The organism is Phragmitibacter flavus, assembly GCF_005780165.1.
Taxonomy (GTDB): domain Bacteria; phylum Verrucomicrobiota; class Verrucomicrobiia; order Verrucomicrobiales; family Verrucomicrobiaceae; genus Phragmitibacter; species Phragmitibacter flavus.
Window position 1 is genome coordinate 1 of sequence record NZ_VAUV01000009.1, and the last position, 18,810, is coordinate 18,810.

Sequence of the window (18,810 nt, forward strand, 5' to 3'; positions counted from 1 at the left end):
CCTCCCTGCGCCCCCGTCCACTCACCCCCTCCCCTCCCCCCACCCCCCACTTCCCACTGCCCACTGCCCACCTCCCACTTCCCACCGCCCACTGCCCGCTCCCCACTGCCCACTGCCCACTGCCCACTGCCCACCGCCCACCGCCCACTGCCCACTGCCCACTGCCCACTGCCCACTTCTCCCGCTTGTGAAAAATTTCACAAATTGCCCTTGCCCCCATTTTCACTCAGCCGCATCTTGTCCCATGGCAAAGGCCGAGCTCTCCTACAAAACAGGCAAACAGCCTCACCCACGCGAACACCGCCTGATCTTCCGCAACATCGATCGCGAGGGTTACGACCCTTCCATCGAATGCTACCAGAAGCACGGCGGCTACGACCAGCTCCGCAAAGCCATCGGCATGGAACGTCAGACCATCATTGACGAGGTCAAAAAATCCGGCCTCCGCGGTCGTGGCGGTGCCGGATTCCCCACCGGCGTCAAATGGGGCTTCATACCGCCCACCAATACCAAGCCTGTCTACCTCATCTGCAACGCCGATGAATCCGAGCCCGGCACCTTCAAAGACCGGTATATCATGCACCAGGACCCGCATCAACTGGTCGAAGGCATGATCATTTCCTGCTTCGCCGTCAAAGCCCAGCTCGCCTACATCTACATCCGCGAAGAATTTCCCCAAGCCGCCATCATCCTCGAAAAAGCCCTGGCCGAAGCGCGCGCGCAAAATTTCCTTGGCAAAAACATCCTCGGCAGCGGATTCGACCTCGAAATCCACGTCCATCGCGGTGCCGGAGCCTACATCTGCGGCGAAGAAACCGGCCTCATCGAATCGCTCGAAGGCAAACGCCCCTATCCACGCATCAAGCCTCCCTACTTCCCTGCCGCGCTGGGCCTCTACATGAGCCCCACCATCGTCAACAACGTGGAATCGCTCTGCCACGTCAAACACATCCTCGAAATCGGCGGCGAAGAATACGCCAAACTTGGCACCCCCAACAACACCGGCACCCGCATCCTCTGCGTCTCCGGCGATGTCCAAAAACCCGGTTATTACGAGATCCAGGTCGGCAAGCTCACCATGCGCGAGGTTATCGAAGACCTTTGTGGTGGCCTCAAACCCGGCCGCAAACTCAAAGCCATCATCCCCGGCGGTTCCTCCTCAAAAGTCCTTCGTGCCGACGAAACCTATAAACTCAAAGACGGCCGCGAACTCACCATCTGGGACATCCCCATGGACTTCGACACCATGGCCGCCTGCGGATCCATGGCCGGCTCCGGCGGTGTCATCATCATGGACGACTCCCGCTCCATGAGCTGGGTCATCAACAACCTCAACAACTTCTACGCCCACGAAAGCTGCGGCCAGTGCACCCCCTGCCGCGAAGGCAGCCTGTGGATGAAGAAAATCAGCGACCGCATCGTCGCCGGCAATGCCAGTCCCAGCGATGTCGACGAACTCGAACGCGTCGCCAACCAGATCGAAGGCAAGACCATCTGTGCTTTCGGTGAAGCCTGCTCCTGGCCCACCCAGTCCTTCGTTAAAAAATTCCGCGAAGAACTCACCGGCGACACCAAACCCGATCTCGAAGGCCTCATCAAAAATCCCGAGTCCGCCCTCGCCGCTGCCAGTCTGGTTGCTTGAGGACAGCGTCGCCCGCGCTCAAAGTCCTGCTCGCGTCCCGTGCGTTCAGGCTAAACAACCCCCTACTAAACCGAAACCCTTCCACGCCTCGCCGTGATGGCTGAGAAGGCGATCATCAACAACACCGCCCGCGAAGGCTCAGGCACCTGCACAATCTGAAATCCCGCCACCTTGCTGCGCTCCGTGGTTGTTGATCCATCTGCCGCAAACAGAGTGAGCAAAAGATCCGACCCGGTCAGTCCGCTAAATTTCACATAGTTGCCTTGAGTGACCGAGGCATCGACCCCATTCACAATCGTCGTATCGGTTGAAAGCACATAACCAGTCCCCGAGGTATTGGGCATTCCGGCTCCACCCCTCGCATAATAAGTCGTTGATCCAACCGTGAATCCACCGATCCGCGATGCTCCATCGTCAAACATGTAAACATACAGGTCATAAGCCGCGAACGGAATATTGCTGAAAGCTGCTGTCGCACTGGTGAACACATCGGCCACCCCATTGAACAACTGAGCGTCATTGGTTGACTCCCCGGTTCGGTTGCCGAAGTTCCCCCCCGTCCCAATACCTCCTGTGAAGGTGAAACTCATCGAAAAGCTCCCACCAACCAGGGTTCCATCCTCATAAATCACCGAATCGCTGGCATCAAGCAACGCGTTGTTTTGATTGAAATTGTTCCAGTTCCCAACCCTCACCCCGGGCGCACCCGCCAGATCCCCCACCAGCATATCCCCGTTTGGACCGGCGGAATGCGGACTAAAACTGATCACTGTCGCCGCCGAAGCTATTGATGAGCAAAAACACACCATCCCCATCCACCCGACCACGGCTGTTTGCGTAACCCACTTCATAAAACGATATTAGCCAGCACCAGCCTGTAAATCCAACAAAACCTGCCCGTATTGGCCCTAAAAAACCAATCACTCCAACCGGGCCAACTTCTTCTGCACGCCATAGCGACAACTTCACCGCATAGACTTCGTCGTGACGGAAAACTCGCAAAAACACGTCTCACCTGCCAACCCATCGCTCATGGAGCCGACGCAGATCGAGTCTGACTACCCGGAGCCAACCTCATGGCCATCGTCTCAAACACTAGATATGTCGGACCAACCGCACGGTCCGCCGCCTGCATCACCCCCACCACACGACCCGTTCGAACATTGACCACCGGCGATCCACTGGTTCCCGCCACATTCTCGGTGGTCTGAACCGCAAATCGTTGCATCGTGGGGCGATCCCACAACTTGATGTCTTCCTTCGCCATCAGTTTGCCGACAATCCACTTTCCTTTGCCAATCACCAACGCGAGTTCATCCCCGGGCAAAAGCTCGTCCTCCACCCGATACTCAAGCACATTTAACGGACCTGTCGTCGCCGTCACCAGCTGCATCCATGACTTCGGTTGCGCAACGGTCTTGGTGACATCCAACGTGACAATGTCATCATCCAACCCCTCCAATCTGGCGGGAGGTTTCTCCATCGATTCGTATTGATGACGGCTGCTCGCCGCAAAGATCACCCCCCCAGCGGCGCGAAACAGGAATCCCGAATCCGCCCTCGCTGTCGCCAGCCTGGTTGCTTAGCGGGTGATCCCTTTCACATCGCATTCCCGAACGACTCAGAAAGATCGCGCTCTACGGCGCGGTTTTTGTGTTTCCTCTATGCTTTGCGCCAGTCGATGATCTGCAAACCTTGTATTCGACTGAAGTCGCGAACATTGTTGGTCACCAGGGACAGCTTCAGCACCAGCGCCAGGGAGGCAATAAACACGTCTGGCAGGCTGATCGGCATGCCTGCATTGAGCAATTTCGCGTTGATGGTAGCCGCCTCTTTGGCGCATCGGCTGTCGAAAGGCAAAATCTCCAAATGCGACAACAACAACGCGACCTTGCGACCTTCCTCAACTTGATAATCCGGACCGGCTCGCTCCGCTCCCTGATACAGTTCGAACTCAGTGATGGTCGAGAGCACCAGCTCCGCAGGTTTGTGTGCTCGAAAATGGGTTGTGACGAGCTTATGCCCCCGCAAAAGATCGATACACACATTCGTATCCAACAATAGCCGTTTCACAGGCTTTTCTCGCTATAAGTCACAAGTTCACGACCAAAACTTTTGCGCTTGATCTGAATGTCTTCAAAAAAACCTTCAGGCCAATCGCTGGTGAGTTTTTCAATTACAATCTTGTCTCCCACTTTGCTTAGTGAGACTTTTCCAGGAGGCAGTTCAAATCCTTTGGGAAGACGAACCGCCAGCGAATTGCCTGATTTAAAGACCATCGTTTCCATTCAGTGAGTATATACGCACCGTATATACTCACAACCACAAAATCGATTGACTGACACGACGAGCCACCAGTCGTGAACACTTCCGCACTAAGAAACTCTCAAAAAACGACCCGCCAGTTTCCAGGCGGGTCGCGACGATGGTCGGGGATCACTTCAATTCATCCATCAAAGAATCAATCAATCAATCGACACCGAGTCGCTGATGTCCCACTCGAAGGTGTTTTGCCAGACGCCGTCTTTTTCAAACACACGACCCTGCATGCTCTTGAAGGGTTTGATCCATTGCAGAGCCTGCTTCAATTGAGCCGCCTTCTCCGGCGTTTGATTGGGTGTGTTCGCGCTCACTCCTTCGACCAGTTCGGAAACCAGACCCAGGTCGAGCTTCCACACACAACCATCCACCGAATCAGCCACTGGTTTGGCCAGGGAGGCAGCAATGCCTTCAGCCGCACCTTTTGATGTGCTGAGGATCAGATGTTTGTCATTCAGGGTGCTGTTGGGAGTGAGATCACCGCTCAACAGTTCGAATTGATATGACCAGGTGGTGAATCCGTCCTTCTCCGTGCTTTCCAACGGAGGAATCAGCGACGGAGGGGCACCACCGCCCGGGGCTGCTCCACCACCTGCATTGGCTCCGAGCATCGCCGCGATCCCCGTCAGCGTGTCATTGATGGTCGTCCAACCCTTGGCCACTTCGGCACGGCTTTTGACTTCAGAAACCGTGGTGATCCGTGGGAATGGCTGGTCTTCACCGGCGGCAACACCAGGAAGCGGCGGGGTCACTCCGGCAAGGTCAATAAGAATGGCGGTTTCGGCACCGAGCCCCTTGTCGACAATGTCCTTGTCAGCCGCATAAACTTTCTGGAAAGTAGGCAGGATCAGCATGTCAAACATCGCCGCCTGCTGCTGGCCCTGAGCTCCGGCCACTCCGGCCTTGATCAGTTCCTTGGCACCCACATAAACCACGCCAAAAAGTTTTTCCAACCACGCGCGCAACTCCATGTTGAACTGTGGATTGCCATGATAGGTGATGCCAAACAGCGTTTTGTCCTGGTCAAGCAGGCCGGCATAATTGAGCGGTTTGCCCGACACCAGGAACTTGGGAGTCAAGCCGCCATACGACACGCCCTGCATGCCTTTCTCCCACCAGAAAGCACCAACGGCATCCGTCGCTTGGTGACCAAAAGCCGTTTTCTCCACCGTTGCCAACTCGTCGAGCTGGGCAGAAAGCACATTGCCCGCCTCACCGAACATGGCGTTGCCTTTCATCGCGGAAACCACGCCGCGCAGCATTGGCACAATCGGCTGGTCGTCATGCAGGGCCAGCATCGATTTTTCATTCAGAAAGCTGATCGCAAAAAGATCCTTGTCCTTGTGCGGAACAATCTTTTCCATCGCAGGACTGGCCAGCAACGAAGAAGCCGGATCCGCAGCAAACTTGAGGTGATCAAGATTTTTGCCGCTGGCAAAGATGATCTGCCCCTGAACCACGCCCCAGGCGACATGCATTTTCTTGGAACGCAGATCGGCGAAAAGTTTCTCCATCATTTTCCTCGACTCTTCCGAAATGTCGGGAGGAAGCTGGTCAAGACTGCTCTTCTGCATCTCCTCGTCAATCAGCAGGCTCACATCGATCAGCGCCGCTTTGAACGAATGTCCATCGGCGGTTTTATGATCGGTCACCTTGATCTTCTTCGCTTCAAGCTCTGCGATGGCTTTGGCAGGAATGAGTTTGGCGAGCTTTTGTTCGGCATCGTCCGCCTTGATGCCGATCATCAAAGGGAAGATTTCGATGTTTTTTACCAGCAATCCAGCGCGCTCCAGCGTCGCAGGGTCGTTGAGAATCGCCTGGAGATACATCAACGGGCCAGCCGCCATGCCGCCGCCCATGCCGGGTTGCAACCCAGCCGTCCCACCCGCCATCAACGCACGGAAGTTCATCTCGTTGTAGAAGCGGTTGAAATCGCGCAGGATACCAACGCTTTCAGAGAAGCCGGCAGCCCCGGCGATGAAAAAATCATCGCCCCAAAGCTGTTTGAGGGTATTCAGCGACTCCACGGCTTCAGGTGAGCTGTTCGAGGTGTCGGCAGCGGGCGTTTTGTCTTCGATCAACGCGCTGACATTCTTCCACCAGTTTGAAGCTTTGATGGCTTCGTTGTGCTTTTTCAACTGCACGCTGCCCAGGTAGAACTCGGTGTCAGAAGGAAGAATGGCCGCTCCTCCGAGCAGACCCGCTTTGTCCCCAAAAGCAGTGGAGGCTTCGCCAGCAGTAGTTGCTTTGGCCTGCGCCTCGGGTGCCGCCTCTTCTTTTTTACCACAATGGGTAAGGGCAAGCATTGGGAGCATGGCGGCAGCCAGAACAGGCGCACGGAAAAAAGGATGTCGACGTCTCATAATAAGAAATGAAGCTGAATGGAGAATGCCTTTTGGCTTCTGGTTTTTTTCCAATCCGATCATGTTGTGACTGCTTGTGGTGAAATTTCAAGCGAAAGGAACAGAATGCTTTCCATGCGACGCCTTTTTTGTAGTATGGTCGGGATTGCATGAAAGAATTCGCCTTCATCCACGAACACGGTCAGGTCCCGCCGTCGCTGCGCTCGCTTCCGTTTCTGGGATCATTCAACGACGATCAGCTTGACGATGTCCTCAACTCCAGCAGCTACATCAACTGCGAAGAGGGCGATGTCATTATCGAGGAAGGCACCTTCGACTCGCGCATCTACATTCTGCTCAGCGGTGCGGTCAATGTCTGCAAGGACAACAAGGTGCTCGTCACCATCGAACGTTCCGGTGAAGTTTTCGGAGAGATCGCCGTGGTCAACGAAGATCGCCGCAGCGCCTCAGTCGTTGCGGCCAAGCGGTCCGTCTGCCTCGCGGTTGACCAAAAATTCCTGCAGGACTTCAAACCGCGCGACGAAGATCCCGCCTTTTACGCCGCCCTCTACGAATTCATCGCCCGCGTCACCGCCGCGCGGCTCCAGAGCACCTCCCGCCGCCTCACTGAGGTCGAACTCGAACTGCGCGCGCTGAAAGAACAGATGGCCAACTCTTCCGTTGCTACGCGTGCAATACCAACGGTCGCCAAACCCAAGGGCAAGGCAAAACCATCCCGCAAAAAACTGACCGCAAGCGCTTGACCCAGCCTGCACGCAGTGAATTACCGGAGAAACAGGAAGGTGCCTCTGAGGCCTCCCTGCTCAATGGTCAGCGCAGCTTCCGACTGGAAATGTTGCAGGTGGCCAGGCTCGCCCCCAAAGTTTTGGGCGACGCCGCCGGTCTGGTTTCATCTTTCATGCAATCCCAGCTGACGCCCCATGGCGGATTTGGTGATCGTGATGGCCGACCCGATCTCTACTACACGGTGTTCGGACTCGAAGGGTATCTCATTCTGCAACTCGATCTGCCACTGGACAGCGCTGCTTCTTATTTGCGCACCTTTGAAGATGGCGCAGGCCTCGATTTTGTCCATCTCTGTTCCTTGGTGCGCTGTGCCGCCAATCTGGGCATTCCCATTTTCACGACGGAACAACAAACCCGCCTCGCCGAACGCGTGGAAGCCTTTCGCACCCCCGACGGAGGTTATCACGGCTCCCCCAACAAAGCCCGGGGTTCCGCCTACGGAGCGCTGCTGGCCTGTGGACTCTACGCCGACCTCGGCCTGATTCCGCCCGATCCCGAACGGCTCGGGCTCTCGCTGCTCGGATTGCAACTCGACGACGGCTCCTACGCCAATGAACCCGGTCTTCGCCAGGGCACCGTCACCGCCACCGCCGCCGCCGTCACCCTGTTGCGCCTCGCAGGAGCGCCCACCGATCCCCGCACCGGAGAATGGCTGCTCCGCCAGGCTTTGCCACAGGGCGGATTCCTCGCCACCCCGGGTGCCCCCCTGCCGGATCTGCTCAGCACCGCCACTGCACTTCACGCTCTCTCCAGCCTTGAAGTCGATTTCAGCAGTGTGAAAGAACCTTGTCTGGATTTTGTGGATTCGCTGTGGTCAGCCGAAGGAGGTTTTCATGGCCATTGGGCCGACGATGACCTGGACGCCGAATACACCTGCTACGGGCTCCTCGCTCTCGGCCACTTGAGTTATTGAGTGCTCGCCCCGATTTTCCGCAGAGATTGCCAAAATTCCCGCATCCTGAACGTCTATCAGCTTCGATGACACATGGCACGAATGCCCGTATCGTCTGAATTCGCTTGATTTACTGATCGAGAAAATTCATGTTTGTGAAGTTTATACCGCACCTTTGGACCATTGAAACGTCCTTTTTTTCGGTGATAATCTGCAATCGAGGCAAAGTGCTTAGTCCCCCCAACTCTCTATGGCCTTTTCCATCCGTTCACTCTTCAGCCCGGATAACGACGGGCAACCCATTGATCGTCCTCTTTCCGAGGGGATGCCAATCTCCGTTCCATCACCCACTTCAAGTTCAGCTTCCAAGTCCCAAAATATGTCTGAAGCTGAATCTACCAATTTGCTGTTCAAGGTCATTCGAGGCAAAGAGTCCAGCTCAGGACCAATCCACTCACCTTTCTCTCCTGTTTCGGGGGCACCCGAATCGGCCCCTTTGACCATTGGCGACGTTCTCTCAGCACTGCCCGCCGAATCGCTCTCCCAGGCCCGCATCGATCCCTCCACACCGCTCCCAGTGCAGAAGGAGTCCATTGAACGCGCGCTGCGCAGCGGTCAGGCGTCCCTGCCACTTCACGAAGTCTTCCGCGCCTGCCCTTCCCTGTTTGCCCAGCAGATCGCCCAAGACGACCCTCGACGCGTTTCGCTGCCCGCAGCCAAGATCGTCAAACTCCTCGCTTCGTTCGGATCTCCATCTCCGGCCAACCATCCGGGTCCCGAAGGCAATCCCGCCGCCGCCTCTTCAGTGTTTTCCGTCGCAACTCCCGCTGAATCGCCCCCAACCCCGACCCCTGCCAACGTCAAGATCTCTGCCGCCAAAGATCCGGTGTCCGGCCTCTTCTCACAGGACGCCAACTGGCCCCCCCCTCCACCCAAGGCATCCGGCCAGCTGCCCGATGGTTCAAACGGCTACACTGATTCCGTCAAATCAAGCCCCTTCTCATTTGCCCAGAAAGCAGATCAGGTGCCGAATCCGGCCCCCGCAAATTCACCGCCAACCACTCCCCCCTCATTGACCAATCCTTTCGAACGCATCACGGCATTGGCCAAAGTTCCAGACCCGACACCAGGCAGCCAGGCGCCTGCCGTTCCCGCCCCGCCAGCGCCGCCCGTCGTTACCGCCCCCTCAACATCTTCCAACGAGAAATTACGTCTTCCACTGCCGGTGGCCCTTCAATTCTGCACGGAAGAAGATCTGGGCATCGATCCCTCCCTGCTTCCCGAATCCGTCGAAGTCAGCCTGCCTGAAGAGGTCTTCCATCGTCAACTCGCCCACGGCGAAAAACCCTGCGTGCGCCTCGCCGAAATCCGGCTCGGTCTCATTCCGGAACACAAGGTTCTCCTCGCCGCAGCGCGCCCAGAGCTAAAAATCCGCCTGCCCGTTGACCTGTTCGAGTCCAACTCCGGCATTCCCCACCCAGCGCCGACTTCAGCCTCCCCTCCGAAACAGGCTCCGGCTCCGGCTCCGGCTCCGCCAGCCATCCGAAGCTCGTTCCTCATGGACGGATCAGGCGACGAGTCCGATCCATTCGCCGAAATGCCCATGTTGCCCGACTGGACCAATGCCGATCCCGATGGCGTGGCCCGATTGGACAACAATCCCTTCGACTTTCCCCCCCTCCCCGACCTTGCCGAGCCAGTCTCGACAGCCAAACCCGTCCCCAAAGCAGAGCCTGCATCAAACTTTCCGCTGGCACCAACCGCACCACCGGTGGCGACACCCCGATTCAACAGCTTCACCTCACAAGAAAAGGAACACACGTCATCTTCCGTTCCTGCTGCCAAACCCCAGCGTTCAAGAGTGACCTCCACCCGCCCCGGCAGCAAACACCGCCGCCTCTTGTTGCGTGTGCTGCTCGGCACCCACGAGGACCTCGACGCCGAAGGTGCCATCCAAAAAATCTGCAAACTCCCTGGCGTCTGTGCCGTGGCCTGCATTCGTGACAATGCCTTGTTCTCCTATGCAAGCGATGGATCCAGCGAAGCGCTCTCCTTCATCCAGCAAGCCCTTCCTCTCCGGCAGCACCTGTTGCCGCTGAGCCAGGTCTCCGGACTTGAGAACACCGAAATCATCACCCTGCGCAGCGAACAACGCCTTGTCTCCTTTGCCCTCAACACCAGCCTCACCCTCGGCATCCTGCACACTCCAAGCCCGCACGAGACCGAACTGCTGGAACGCGTCACCCTTTTGACCACGGAACTCGCCGCCATGCTTGCATCCGACGACGCTTAGAGGTAAATCCTCTGCACCAAACAACGGCTGGAGAAATTCAACGCATCGATAACGTATGGCGGTCATTCACGAAGAACAGCGCACCGTCAGTTTCAAGATCGTCTACGGCGGTCCCCCGCTTGGCGGCAAGACCACCAACGTCCAGCACATCCACTCCTGCCTGGACCCCGACACCCGCAGCGACCTCGTCAGCCTCGCTTCGGCAGCCGACCGAACCCTGTTCTTCGACTTCCTCGCCATCGACGCGCCCATGCCCAACGGCTACCAGGCAAAGTTTCATCTCTACACCGTTCCCGGCCAGGTCCTCTACAACGCCACCTACCAGCTCGTCCTTCGTCAGGCCGATGGCATCGTGTTTGTCGCCGACTCACAGATGGATCGCATGGTCGACAACATCCAGGCATGGGAGATCCTGCAAACCAACCTCAAACGCAACGGCCAGTCCCTCGACCGCATCCCCCTGGTCCTCCAATACAACAAGCGCGATCTCCCCAACGTCGCCCCAATCGAATACATGGAATACCTGCTCAACTCCGGCGAGCGTCGATTCTACAGCTACGAAGGCGCCGCCGCGCACGGTCACAACGTCCTCTCAACCCTCAACACCATCTCGCATTCTGTGCTCACCCGCTTCAATGCCATGATGGAGGCCGAGAGACAAAACGCCACCGTGGAAGCTGTCAGCGCGTGATACGCATGGATGCCAGCGCCGCCGAAGCCTATTTTCATCAGCAAATGCCCCTCACCAAGGCCATGGGGCTGCGTGTGGAATCCTGTGATGCCGATCACATTGAACTCAGCGCCCCGCTTGAGCTGAATCACAACCACCTGGGCACCGCCTTCGGTGGCAGCCTCGCCGCTCTCGCAACTTCTGCCGGATACGGCATGCTGTGGACCATCCTGCAAGATCCGAGCTTCCATCTCGTCATTCGCAACAGCAGCCTCACCTACCATCGCCCGGTGCGCGGTCCAATCCGCGCCATCTGCCGCCGACCCGACGAAGCCCCCCTCGCCGAATTCCAGTCCACCCTTGCCGCCAAAGGCAGGGCCCGCATCGATTGCGAAGTCCACATCGAAGAAAACGGCGAACGCGCCCTTACCTTCATCGGCACCTTTGTTGCCATTCGCTAGTCACTGCAGCCTGCCTCTCACAGGGCAGTCCGTTGCATGGATCACCATCCCCGTGGAAGAATCCCGCCATTCCGAGCGTATTTCCCTTGTGCCCATCCGCCCTGCCCCGATCTGCCAACCTCTCATTGCCCTCAGCACCCTGCTGGGCACGATGATGGCAGCCCTCAGCGCCCCGGTCGTTTCTTTCGACAACCAGGTCCAGGCCGTCATTGCCAAAGCCGGCTGCAACCTCGGCACCTGTCACGGCAACGCGACTGGGAAGGGCGGCTTCAAAATGTCGCTGCGCGGGGACGACCTCGACTACGACTTCGCCGCCCTCGTGCAGGACGCCAGCGGCCGACGCGTCAACCTCATGCAGCCCGAAAACAGCCTGCTGCTGCTCAAAGCCACCCAGGGCATTGCCCACGAAGGCGGCAAACGTTTCGATACGAACTCCTGGGAATACCGCACCCTGCACGACTGGATCGCCCAAGGTGCCACCCGCCACCAGAAAGACACCCCCACTCTCACCAGCCTCGACGTCTCCCCCATCCAGCAAATCCTCATCGCCTCAGCGAAATCGGTCCAGCTCAGCGTCATCGCCAAATTCTCCGATGGCACCCAACAAGACGTCGCCTCCCAGGCCGTCTACGAACCCGCCCAAATCGGACTCGTCAAGATCTCCCCGAGCGGTCATGTCACCTCCCTCCAGCCCGGCGAAGCCACCATCATCGTCCGCTTCCTCAAACAACAGCAGGCCGTCACCCTCACCTTCGTTCCCGAAAACCCCACCTTCGCGTGGCAACCCACCCAGCAAAAGAATTTCATCGACCGCCACATCTTCGCCAAACTCAAATCCCTGCGCATGAACCCGTCGCCGCTTGCCGACGACCAAACCTACCAACGCCGCGCCCATCTCGACCTCCTCGGCATCCCCCCCACCGCCGCCGAAGCCCGCAGTTTTGCTTCCGATAAATCCCCCGACAAACGCGAACGACTCATCGAGAAACTCCTTGCCCGATCCGAGTTCACCGACTTCTGGACCCTCAAATGGGCTGATGCCTTGCGCGTCGAATCCCGCACCATGGACAAAACCGGCATGACCAAATTCCATGCCTGGATTCGCGACGCCATCGCCACCAACCGCCCGGTCAACCAGTTCGCCCGCGACATCCTCGCCGCCCAAGGCAGCACCTACAACGTCCCCCAAGCCAACTTCTACCGCGCCATGCGCGACCCCAATGCCCGCGCCGAAGGCATCGCGCGCATCTTCCTCGGCACCCGCCTCCAGTGCGCCCAATGCCACAACCATCCCTTCGACCGCTGGACCCAGGACGATTACTTCAACTGGTCCGCCGTCTTCTCCCGCATCGATTACCAGCTCCTCGACCAAAAAAGCGTCGACAAAAACGACAAACACTTCTTCAACGGCGACCAGATCGTCCAGATCAATCTCAAGGCCAAACTCGAGAACCCTCGCACCGGCAACCCCGCCCAGGCCAAACTCCTCGGTGCTGCACTTCTCGATCCTAAATCCCTCGAAGAGAAACGGGACCTGCAAACCGCGGCCGACTGGGTCACCAGCCCAGCCAACCCCCTCTTCGCCCAGGCCCAGGTCAACCGCATTTGGTTCCACCTCATGGGCCGCGGACTCGTCGATCCCGTCGATGATTTCCGCGCCACCAACCCCGCCTCCCATCCCGCCCTGCTCCGCGAACTCGCCGACACCTTCGTCAAAAGCGGCTACGACATGCGCCACATGATCCGCCTCATCATGACCTCGCGCAGCTACCAGCTCAGCAGCGAACCCAACGACTCCAACGTCACCGATCAGGTCAACTACTCCCACGCCATCATCCGTCGGCTCAGCGCCGAACAACTTCTCGACACCCTCAATCAATTCGCCGGTGTCCCCGCCAAGTTCGACGACTTCCCCCAATACACCCGCGCCAGCCAGCTTCCCGGCCCCATTCACAACCGCAGACGCGGATCACGCAACGACAGCATGAGTTTCCTCCAGCAGTTCGGCCAGCCTCCCCGCATGCTCGCCTGCGAATGCGAACGCACCGACGACACCACCATGGGCCAGGCCTTCTCCCTCATCGGCAGCCCTCAAATCACCACCCTCATCAGCCGCAAAGACAACACCCTACGCCACCTGCTAAATCAAAAACTCCCCAGCGCCCAGATCATTGACACCCTCTTTTGGAGCGCCTTAACCCGCCCGCCCTCCAAAACCGAAAAAGACAAACTCTCTCAATATCTCGACACCGCGCCCGACCAACGGATCGCTCTCGAAGACATTGCCTGGAGCCTCATCAACGCCAAAGAGTTCGTCCTGCGGCACTAGTCAGACGCTTCTCCCGTCTCCTGGGGAGCACACGCATCTTGCGTGTCGTTTTTGGCGTCCCGCCGAAAACACGGACGCGAAGCGCCCAGAAGTTTTGTCTTGCCGACTTCCCACCGACCCGCGCAGAATGCCCATCCACCCTAACTCAGGAGCACCAAAAATATGCCGCGCCCACTCCTTTTCCTCGCCGCCCTCCTCCTCAGCGCCGCTGCGAATCTCCCCGCCCAAGACCCTTCCAAATCCAGCTTCACCACCAAATCCTACCCATTCAAATCCGATGAATTGACCAACGGCTTCATCCTTCCTAACAAAGGCCAGCTCCGCGCCCCAGGTCTTCCCGACACCCCCAACGCCAAACCAGCCGACATCACCAAATTTCTCGGCCTCAGTCATGCCGTCCTCGCCGAATACCTGCTCCCCCAAGGTGTCCACCTTCCCGAAGGCTCCCTCATCGCCTACAATCCCGCCAACTCCACCCTCACCGCCCGCACCACGGCCGAAGTCCATGCTCAGCTCTCGACGCTTTCCGAGCAAAGCCTCACGACAGTTCCAAACATCCTTCGATTCCGACTCCACCTCCTCGAAGCCGACGAAACCTCCGTCCGCACCCTTCTCAGCAAAACCCGACTTCCTCACGACCACACCCAGGCCTATCAGGAATTTCTCGCGACCCCCAACACCAAAGAAATCGACCTCCTCACCATCGACTCCCGCAGCGGCCAGCGCAGCATCTCCAATCAAATCACTGATTTCATCTACAACGCCGAGTTCACCGCCACCCAATCCGGCCTGCCACTCACCACAGGAAACCATGTCGAGCAAGTCGGCACCACTCTCGAAATCGATCCCGTCCTCGGCCCCGATGGCCGCACCCTCGACATCAACTACCAACTCAACCACCATTACGCCCCTCCGCAACAACGCTGGGAACCCATCGCCATCAATGGCGAAAAGCGGCAGGAAGTTCGCCTCACCAACTTCTTCAAAGCCAACAACAGCACCTCCATCATGATGTTCAGCGGCACCACCCGCCTGCTCAGCGCGTGGAAACCTCAAGACATCAATTTTCTCGAGGGCCGCCTGCAAACCGCGTTCCTCCGCGCCGACGTCGTTAAAATTCTCCCCGACACCGATCCCCAAATCGAAACCTGGTTCGGCAAAGAAGGCAAAGACCTCAAACCCAAAGCGCTCCCCAAACCAGGCGAAGACCCCCTCCTTCCTCCCGGCATGATGATGCGCACCTTCCGTGTGCCACCCGATTTTTTCAGCGTCCTGAGAGGCCAAAACAGCAACGACCACGCCCCAGCCGATCCCTTCGCCCCAGCCGCAGCATCCAGTGAACCCCAAATGACCATTCGCGCCACCGCCCTTGAAATCCTGCGTGCCCAAGGGTTCGAATTCCCCAAAGGCTCTTCTGCCAATTTCAATCCCGCCACCGGCGAACTCATCGTGCGCAACACCCAGGAAAACCTCGAAGAGCTTGAGGCCCACATCGGCAGCATCAGAATTCGTCGTCCCCAGCAACTCGTCTTCACCCTTCACCTCATCTCCGGCGACGCGACCTATCTCCGGGACATCACCACATCCGGCATTGCGTTGGCCAATCATCAAAAAATCTTTGAAACCATCCAAGCCGCCGCCAACACCAACCCCGCCCCTCATCAGTTAAAATGGCTTCATAGCACCCGGCTTCAATGCCGCTCCGGACAACGGGCCGTGTTAAAAACGGGTCCCATCCACCAATTCGTCGACCAGGTCAGCGAAACCAAACCAGCCCCAACCGCCAACTCCAAAGAAGGCGATAAAGCTGTCCCTCCCGCCCAAGCTGCCGTAGCTGATGCTCTCCGCGATTTCTACGCCGTCACGGATCAACGCGAAGCCGGACTTGAATTTGAAATTGATCCGGTTCTTGGCCCCGACGGCGAAACCATCGACATCAACCTCAGCCTCGAAAACCATTTCCGTGCTCCCACGCTGCTGCTGTCTGAAGCCGATGCCCTTCACCTTGACGCACCACAAACTCATTTCCACACCTATCAAAACAACACGTCAGTGACCCTGATCAAAGGTTCCACCCGGCTCCTCGGGCTGTGGCTGCCCAAGGGCGCAAACTCAGCCGAGGATCCCGCCCAAGCCCACGCCGCCTTCCTGCAAGTCGACCTCATGACCCTGGAATAACCGCCGACTGTGATCAAGGCTCGGGACGAGCCCTCTACTTTCATCCCCCAGTAGCAGCCGACATAAGGAGGCTCTCACCTCCCCGTCTCGCGCTACCGTCCATCCCTCCGCACCCCGTTCACGCCACGGCTTCCGCAAAACCAAACACCTCGCGGGCATCGGCAATCTCACCGGTAATCGCCGCCGCTGCCACCATCACCGGACTCATCAAAATCGTGCGCCCCGTAATGCTGCCCTGACGGCCCTTGAAATTCCGGTTGCTGGAACTCGCACAAAGTTGATCACCGATCAGCTTGTCCGGATTCATCGCCAGACACATCGAGCATCCTGCCGCACGCCATTCAAATCCTGCATCGGTAAACACCTTATCAAGACCCTCATTACGCGCCAGCACATCCACCACCTGCGATCCAGGAACCGCAATCGCCTTCACATGGCTGGCCACCTTACGACCCTTCAAAAACTTCGCCACCTCACGGAAATCGGAAAGCCGTCCGTTGGTGCAACTGCCGACAAACGCCACATCAATCTTGATGCCCTTGATCGGCTCACCCGCCGGCAGCTTCATGTATTCCAAAGCTTCAATGATGGATTCACGCACCACCGCATTCGCCGCGCCTTCTGGCGTTGGCACCGTTTCGGTCACCGCAATCGCCTGATCCGGGCTCACACCCCAGGTCACGGTTGGAGGAATGTCTTCGGCGCGGATGTTGACCACATCGTCATAGACCGCATCTTCATCTGAAGCCACCGCCAGCCAGGCCTCCACCGCCTTGTCCCAGTTCTCGCCTTTCGGCGAATACGGACGCCCCTTCAAATACTCAACCGTCTTCTCATCCGGATTCACATAACCACAACGCGCACCACCTTCGATGGACATGTTGCAAACCGTCATGCGTTCTTCCATCGTGAACCCGTCAAAAATGCTGCCGCCGTATTCATACGCGTAGCCCTTGCCACCACCCGCACCCAGCAATCGGATGATGTGAAGAATCACATCTTTCGAATAAACGCCAGGGCTCAGTTCACCATCCACATTGATGCGGCGCACCTTCATCGGGCTCAACGCCATCGACTGGGTCGCCAAGATATCGCGCACCTGAGTCGTGCCAATCCCAAAAGCGATTGCGCCAAAAGCCCCATGGGTCGCCGTGTGCGAATCGCCACAGGCAATCGTCGTTCCCGGCTGGGTGATGCCCTGCTCAGGACCCACCACATGCACAATCCCCTGCTTGCCACTTGCCAGGTTGAAATAGGTGATCCCAAAATCATCCGCATTGCGCTGCAACTCCGTGATCATCGCATCCGCCAAAGGATCCGCAAAAGGCTGCTCGCGCTGATCGGTCGGCACAATATGGTCAACCGTGGCAAATGTCCGCTCAGGATGAAGCACTTTCAGATCCAGGTCACGCAACATGCCAAACGCCTGGGGGCTCGTCACTTCATGAATCAAGTGCGTATCAATGAGCAGTTGTGTCTGACCGTTGGCAAGCGTGGCGACAGAGTGCGATTCCCAGACTTTAGCGAAGAGTGTTTTGCCCATGATGATGATTTACGAGTGAGGAGCCTTCAAGATAGCACGCTCATTTCCCCAGCGCAAAGGGAGAGGAGCACTTTTTCCTTTCGACTGCCCTTAACCCGATTGATGATTCACATCCAAGCCTCGCATCGCCGCAAATCCCCCACCTCTCGCGGGAGTATCTTCCCTATTTTTGACTTACGCTGTCGTTATTTCCCTTCCATAAAACGATATTTCATCGACCGTCGCCACCCGGCTGTTCTTGCCGCCATGAGTGACCGCAACGCTCAAATTCCAACAAAAAAGCCCCATCTGCCCCCTCCGCCATCCGTTGCTCTAACAACCACAAAATCCGCCCAGCACCCTGCGAAACCCGTCCTATTTTGAAGGTGCAATGAAAACTAAATTCGACAACCTGTATGCAGGGCTGCTCTTCGGCAGCCTTTTTTTATGCCCCCAAATTCAGGCAGGAAACCCCGTTACCTACTCCGATAAAACACCGGCTTCCGTCGCCACCGAAGCCGCCAGCTGGAAAGAAAACACCATCACCCCAGTCGCCAATCCCGTCTTCTTCGAAGACGCCATCATTCGCTCCGAAATTCGCCCGTTCTTCGCCTACCATCGCATCGACGACTCGTTCGTCACCGGCGGCGGCCATGCTGAAGTTTATGCCGTGCAACTCCGCTACGCCATCACGGATCGCCTCGCCTTCATCGCCACGAAGGACGGTTACATGGACCTCAACACCCCCGGCATTGGCGACAGCGAAGGCTGGTTGGATATCGCCGCAGGTTTAAAATATGCGCTTATCGATGACGAAGCCAACGCCTTCATCCTCACTCCCGGCTTCACCTTCGAAATTCCGCTCGGCAACAGTGAAGTCTTCCAGGGCGAGGGCTCCGGTGAATGGAATCCCTTCATCTCCGCACAAAAAGGTTTCGGCAACTTCCACCTGCAAACCAACATCGGCGTCCGCATCCCCAACGACTCCGACGCCAAGAGCACGATTCTGCACTACAGCCTGCAAGCCGACTACTACCTGCATCGCTGTTTCATCCCCTTCGTAGCCGCCAATGGCTACACGGTCGTCTCTGAAGGGAACAAACTGCCCATCGACTCCGAAGGATACGACGTGATTAACTTCGGCAGTTCACAAGCCGATGGCACCACCCAAATCACCATCGGTGCCGGATTCCGCTCCCGCCTCACCTCGCACATTGACTTCGGCATCGCCTATGAAAAAGCGGCCGCCACCCCCAAAGGCCTTTTTGACGACCGGATCACCGTTGACTTCAGCATTCGCTTCTGAACTCCAACCAATTTAGCTGGCGCAAAGAGAACACTCCAAAGAGCCGTCA

Annotated in this window: 15 protein-coding genes; 9 read left to right on the plus strand and 6 right to left on the minus strand. The window is 57.6% G+C overall.

From position 1 onward, the window contains the following. The first annotated feature begins 244 nt into the window (after nucleotides 1–244). A complete protein-coding gene (gene nuoF / locus FEM03_RS12910) occupies nucleotides 245–1,642 on the plus strand; it encodes an NADH-quinone oxidoreductase subunit NuoF (RefSeq protein ID WP_138086693.1) in 1,398 nt (465 codons plus the stop codon). 65 nt (nucleotides 1,643–1,707) lie between these two features. On the opposite strand, the gene FEM03_RS12915 is transcribed toward nuoF, so the two are convergent. The 5 genes from FEM03_RS12915 to FEM03_RS12935 all read right to left on the minus strand — a co-directional run bounded on the left by FEM03_RS12915 (nucleotide 1,708) and on the right by FEM03_RS12935 (nucleotide 6,267). Then, nucleotides 1,708–2,493, minus strand: coding sequence for a PEP-CTERM sorting domain-containing protein (locus FEM03_RS12915; RefSeq protein ID WP_138086694.1), 786 nt, complete (start codon nucleotides 2,491–2,493; stop codon nucleotides 1,708–1,710). Nucleotides 2,494–2,672: 179 nt separating this feature from the next. Beyond that, on the minus strand, nucleotides 2,673–3,125 hold the full coding sequence (locus FEM03_RS12920) for a S1 family serine peptidase (RefSeq protein ID WP_166442830.1): 453 nt from the start codon (nucleotides 3,123–3,125) through the stop codon (nucleotides 2,673–2,675). A 179-nt stretch (nucleotides 3,126–3,304) separates the two neighbouring features. Next, the gene (locus tag FEM03_RS12925) at nucleotides 3,305–3,715 is read right to left on the minus strand and encodes a type II toxin-antitoxin system VapC family toxin (RefSeq protein ID WP_138086696.1); all 411 of its coding nucleotides are present in this window, start codon (nucleotides 3,713–3,715) and stop codon (nucleotides 3,305–3,307) included. Continuing rightward, entirely contained in the window at nucleotides 3,712–3,930 is a 219-nt protein-coding gene (locus FEM03_RS12930; RefSeq protein WP_138086697.1) for an antitoxin, read from the minus strand. The genes FEM03_RS12925 and FEM03_RS12930 overlap by 4 nt, the downstream gene beginning before the upstream one ends. 177 nt (nucleotides 3,931–4,107) lie before the next feature. Further along, on the minus strand, nucleotides 4,108–6,267 hold the full coding sequence (locus tag FEM03_RS12935) for a hypothetical protein (protein WP_138086698.1): 2,160 nt from the start codon (nucleotides 6,265–6,267) through the stop codon (nucleotides 4,108–4,110). 206 nt (nucleotides 6,268–6,473) lie between these two features. Between FEM03_RS12935 and FEM03_RS12940 the strand changes: the two genes are divergently transcribed. The 7 genes from FEM03_RS12940 to FEM03_RS12970 all read left to right on the plus strand — a co-directional run bounded on the left by FEM03_RS12940 (nucleotide 6,474) and on the right by FEM03_RS12970 (nucleotide 15,933). Continuing rightward, nucleotides 6,474–7,067, plus strand: a complete 594-nt coding sequence (locus FEM03_RS12940; RefSeq protein WP_138086699.1) for a Crp/Fnr family transcriptional regulator — start codon at nucleotides 6,474–6,476, stop codon at nucleotides 7,065–7,067. Further along, nucleotides 7,064–8,023, plus strand: coding sequence for a prenyltransferase/squalene oxidase repeat-containing protein (locus FEM03_RS12945; RefSeq protein WP_138086700.1), 960 nt, complete (start codon nucleotides 7,064–7,066; stop codon nucleotides 8,021–8,023). The genes FEM03_RS12940 and FEM03_RS12945 overlap by 4 nt, the downstream gene beginning before the upstream one ends. Before the next feature lie 358 nt (nucleotides 8,024–8,381). After that, entirely contained in the window at nucleotides 8,382–10,295 is a 1,914-nt protein-coding gene (locus FEM03_RS12950; RefSeq protein WP_138086701.1) for a hypothetical protein, read from the plus strand. A gap of 55 nt (nucleotides 10,296–10,350) precedes the next feature. Beyond that, the gene (locus tag FEM03_RS12955) at nucleotides 10,351–10,986 is read left to right on the plus strand and encodes a GTP-binding protein (protein ID WP_138086702.1); all 636 of its coding nucleotides are present in this window, start codon (nucleotides 10,351–10,353) and stop codon (nucleotides 10,984–10,986) included. A gap of 5 nt (nucleotides 10,987–10,991) precedes the next feature. Beyond that, nucleotides 10,992–11,426: a YiiD C-terminal domain-containing protein gene (locus FEM03_RS12960; RefSeq protein ID WP_138086703.1), complete on the plus strand. Its 435-nt coding sequence runs from the start codon at nucleotides 10,992–10,994 to the stop codon at nucleotides 11,424–11,426. 88 nt (nucleotides 11,427–11,514) lie between these two features. Then, a complete protein-coding gene (locus tag FEM03_RS12965; RefSeq protein ID WP_138086704.1) occupies nucleotides 11,515–13,755 on the plus strand; it encodes a DUF1549 and DUF1553 domain-containing protein in 2,241 nt (746 codons plus the stop codon). Nucleotides 13,756–13,917: 162 nt separating this feature from the next. Further along, nucleotides 13,918–15,933 (plus strand): hypothetical protein, encoded by a 2,016-nt coding sequence (locus tag FEM03_RS12970; protein ID WP_138086705.1) that lies wholly within the window; start codon nucleotides 13,918–13,920, stop codon nucleotides 15,931–15,933. Between the two features lie 118 nt (nucleotides 15,934–16,051). Here the strand turns inward: FEM03_RS12970 and leuC are convergent, their stop codons facing one another. Further along, a complete protein-coding gene (leuC, locus tag FEM03_RS12975; protein WP_138086706.1) occupies nucleotides 16,052–17,476 on the minus strand; it encodes a 3-isopropylmalate dehydratase large subunit in 1,425 nt (474 codons plus the stop codon). A 370-nt stretch (nucleotides 17,477–17,846) separates the two neighbouring features. On the opposite strand from leuC, the gene FEM03_RS12980 reads away from it, so the two are divergent. Further along, the gene (locus FEM03_RS12980) at nucleotides 17,847–18,761 is read left to right on the plus strand and encodes a hypothetical protein (RefSeq protein ID WP_138086707.1); all 915 of its coding nucleotides are present in this window, start codon (nucleotides 17,847–17,849) and stop codon (nucleotides 18,759–18,761) included. The last annotated feature ends 49 nt before the right edge of the window (nucleotides 18,762–18,810 follow it).

Excerpts from the sequence above, each read along its gene's own strand:
- FEM03_RS12920 (WP_166442830.1), bottom strand. The coding sequence starts at position 3,125 with ATGGAGAAACCTCCCGCCAGATTGGAGGGGTTGGATGATGACATTGTC.
- FEM03_RS12940 (WP_138086699.1), top strand. The coding sequence starts at position 6,474 with ATGAAAGAATTCGCCTTCATCCACGAACACGGTCAGGTCCCGCCGTCG.
- FEM03_RS12915 (WP_138086694.1), bottom strand. The coding sequence starts at position 2,493 with ATGAAGTGGGTTACGCAAACAGCCGTGGTCGGGTGGATGGGGATGGTG.
- leuC (WP_138086706.1), bottom strand. The coding sequence starts at position 17,476 with ATGGGCAAAACACTCTTCGCTAAAGTCTGGGAATCGCACTCTGTCGCC.
- FEM03_RS12935 (WP_138086698.1), bottom strand. The coding sequence starts at position 6,267 with ATGCTTGCCCTTACCCATTGTGGTAAAAAAGAAGAGGCGGCACCCGAG.
- FEM03_RS12960 (WP_138086703.1), top strand. The coding sequence starts at position 10,992 with ATGGATGCCAGCGCCGCCGAAGCCTATTTTCATCAGCAAATGCCCCTC.
- FEM03_RS12970 (WP_138086705.1), top strand. The coding sequence starts at position 13,918 with ATGCCGCGCCCACTCCTTTTCCTCGCCGCCCTCCTCCTCAGCGCCGCT.
- FEM03_RS12930 (WP_138086697.1), bottom strand. The coding sequence starts at position 3,930 with ATGGAAACGATGGTCTTTAAATCAGGCAATTCGCTGGCGGTTCGTCTT.
- nuoF (WP_138086693.1), top strand. The coding sequence starts at position 245 with ATGGCAAAGGCCGAGCTCTCCTACAAAACAGGCAAACAGCCTCACCCA.
- FEM03_RS12980 (WP_138086707.1), top strand. The coding sequence starts at position 17,847 with ATGAAAACTAAATTCGACAACCTGTATGCAGGGCTGCTCTTCGGCAGC.
- FEM03_RS12950 (WP_138086701.1), top strand. The coding sequence starts at position 8,382 with ATGTCTGAAGCTGAATCTACCAATTTGCTGTTCAAGGTCATTCGAGGC.
- FEM03_RS12955 (WP_138086702.1), top strand. The coding sequence starts at position 10,351 with ATGGCGGTCATTCACGAAGAACAGCGCACCGTCAGTTTCAAGATCGTC.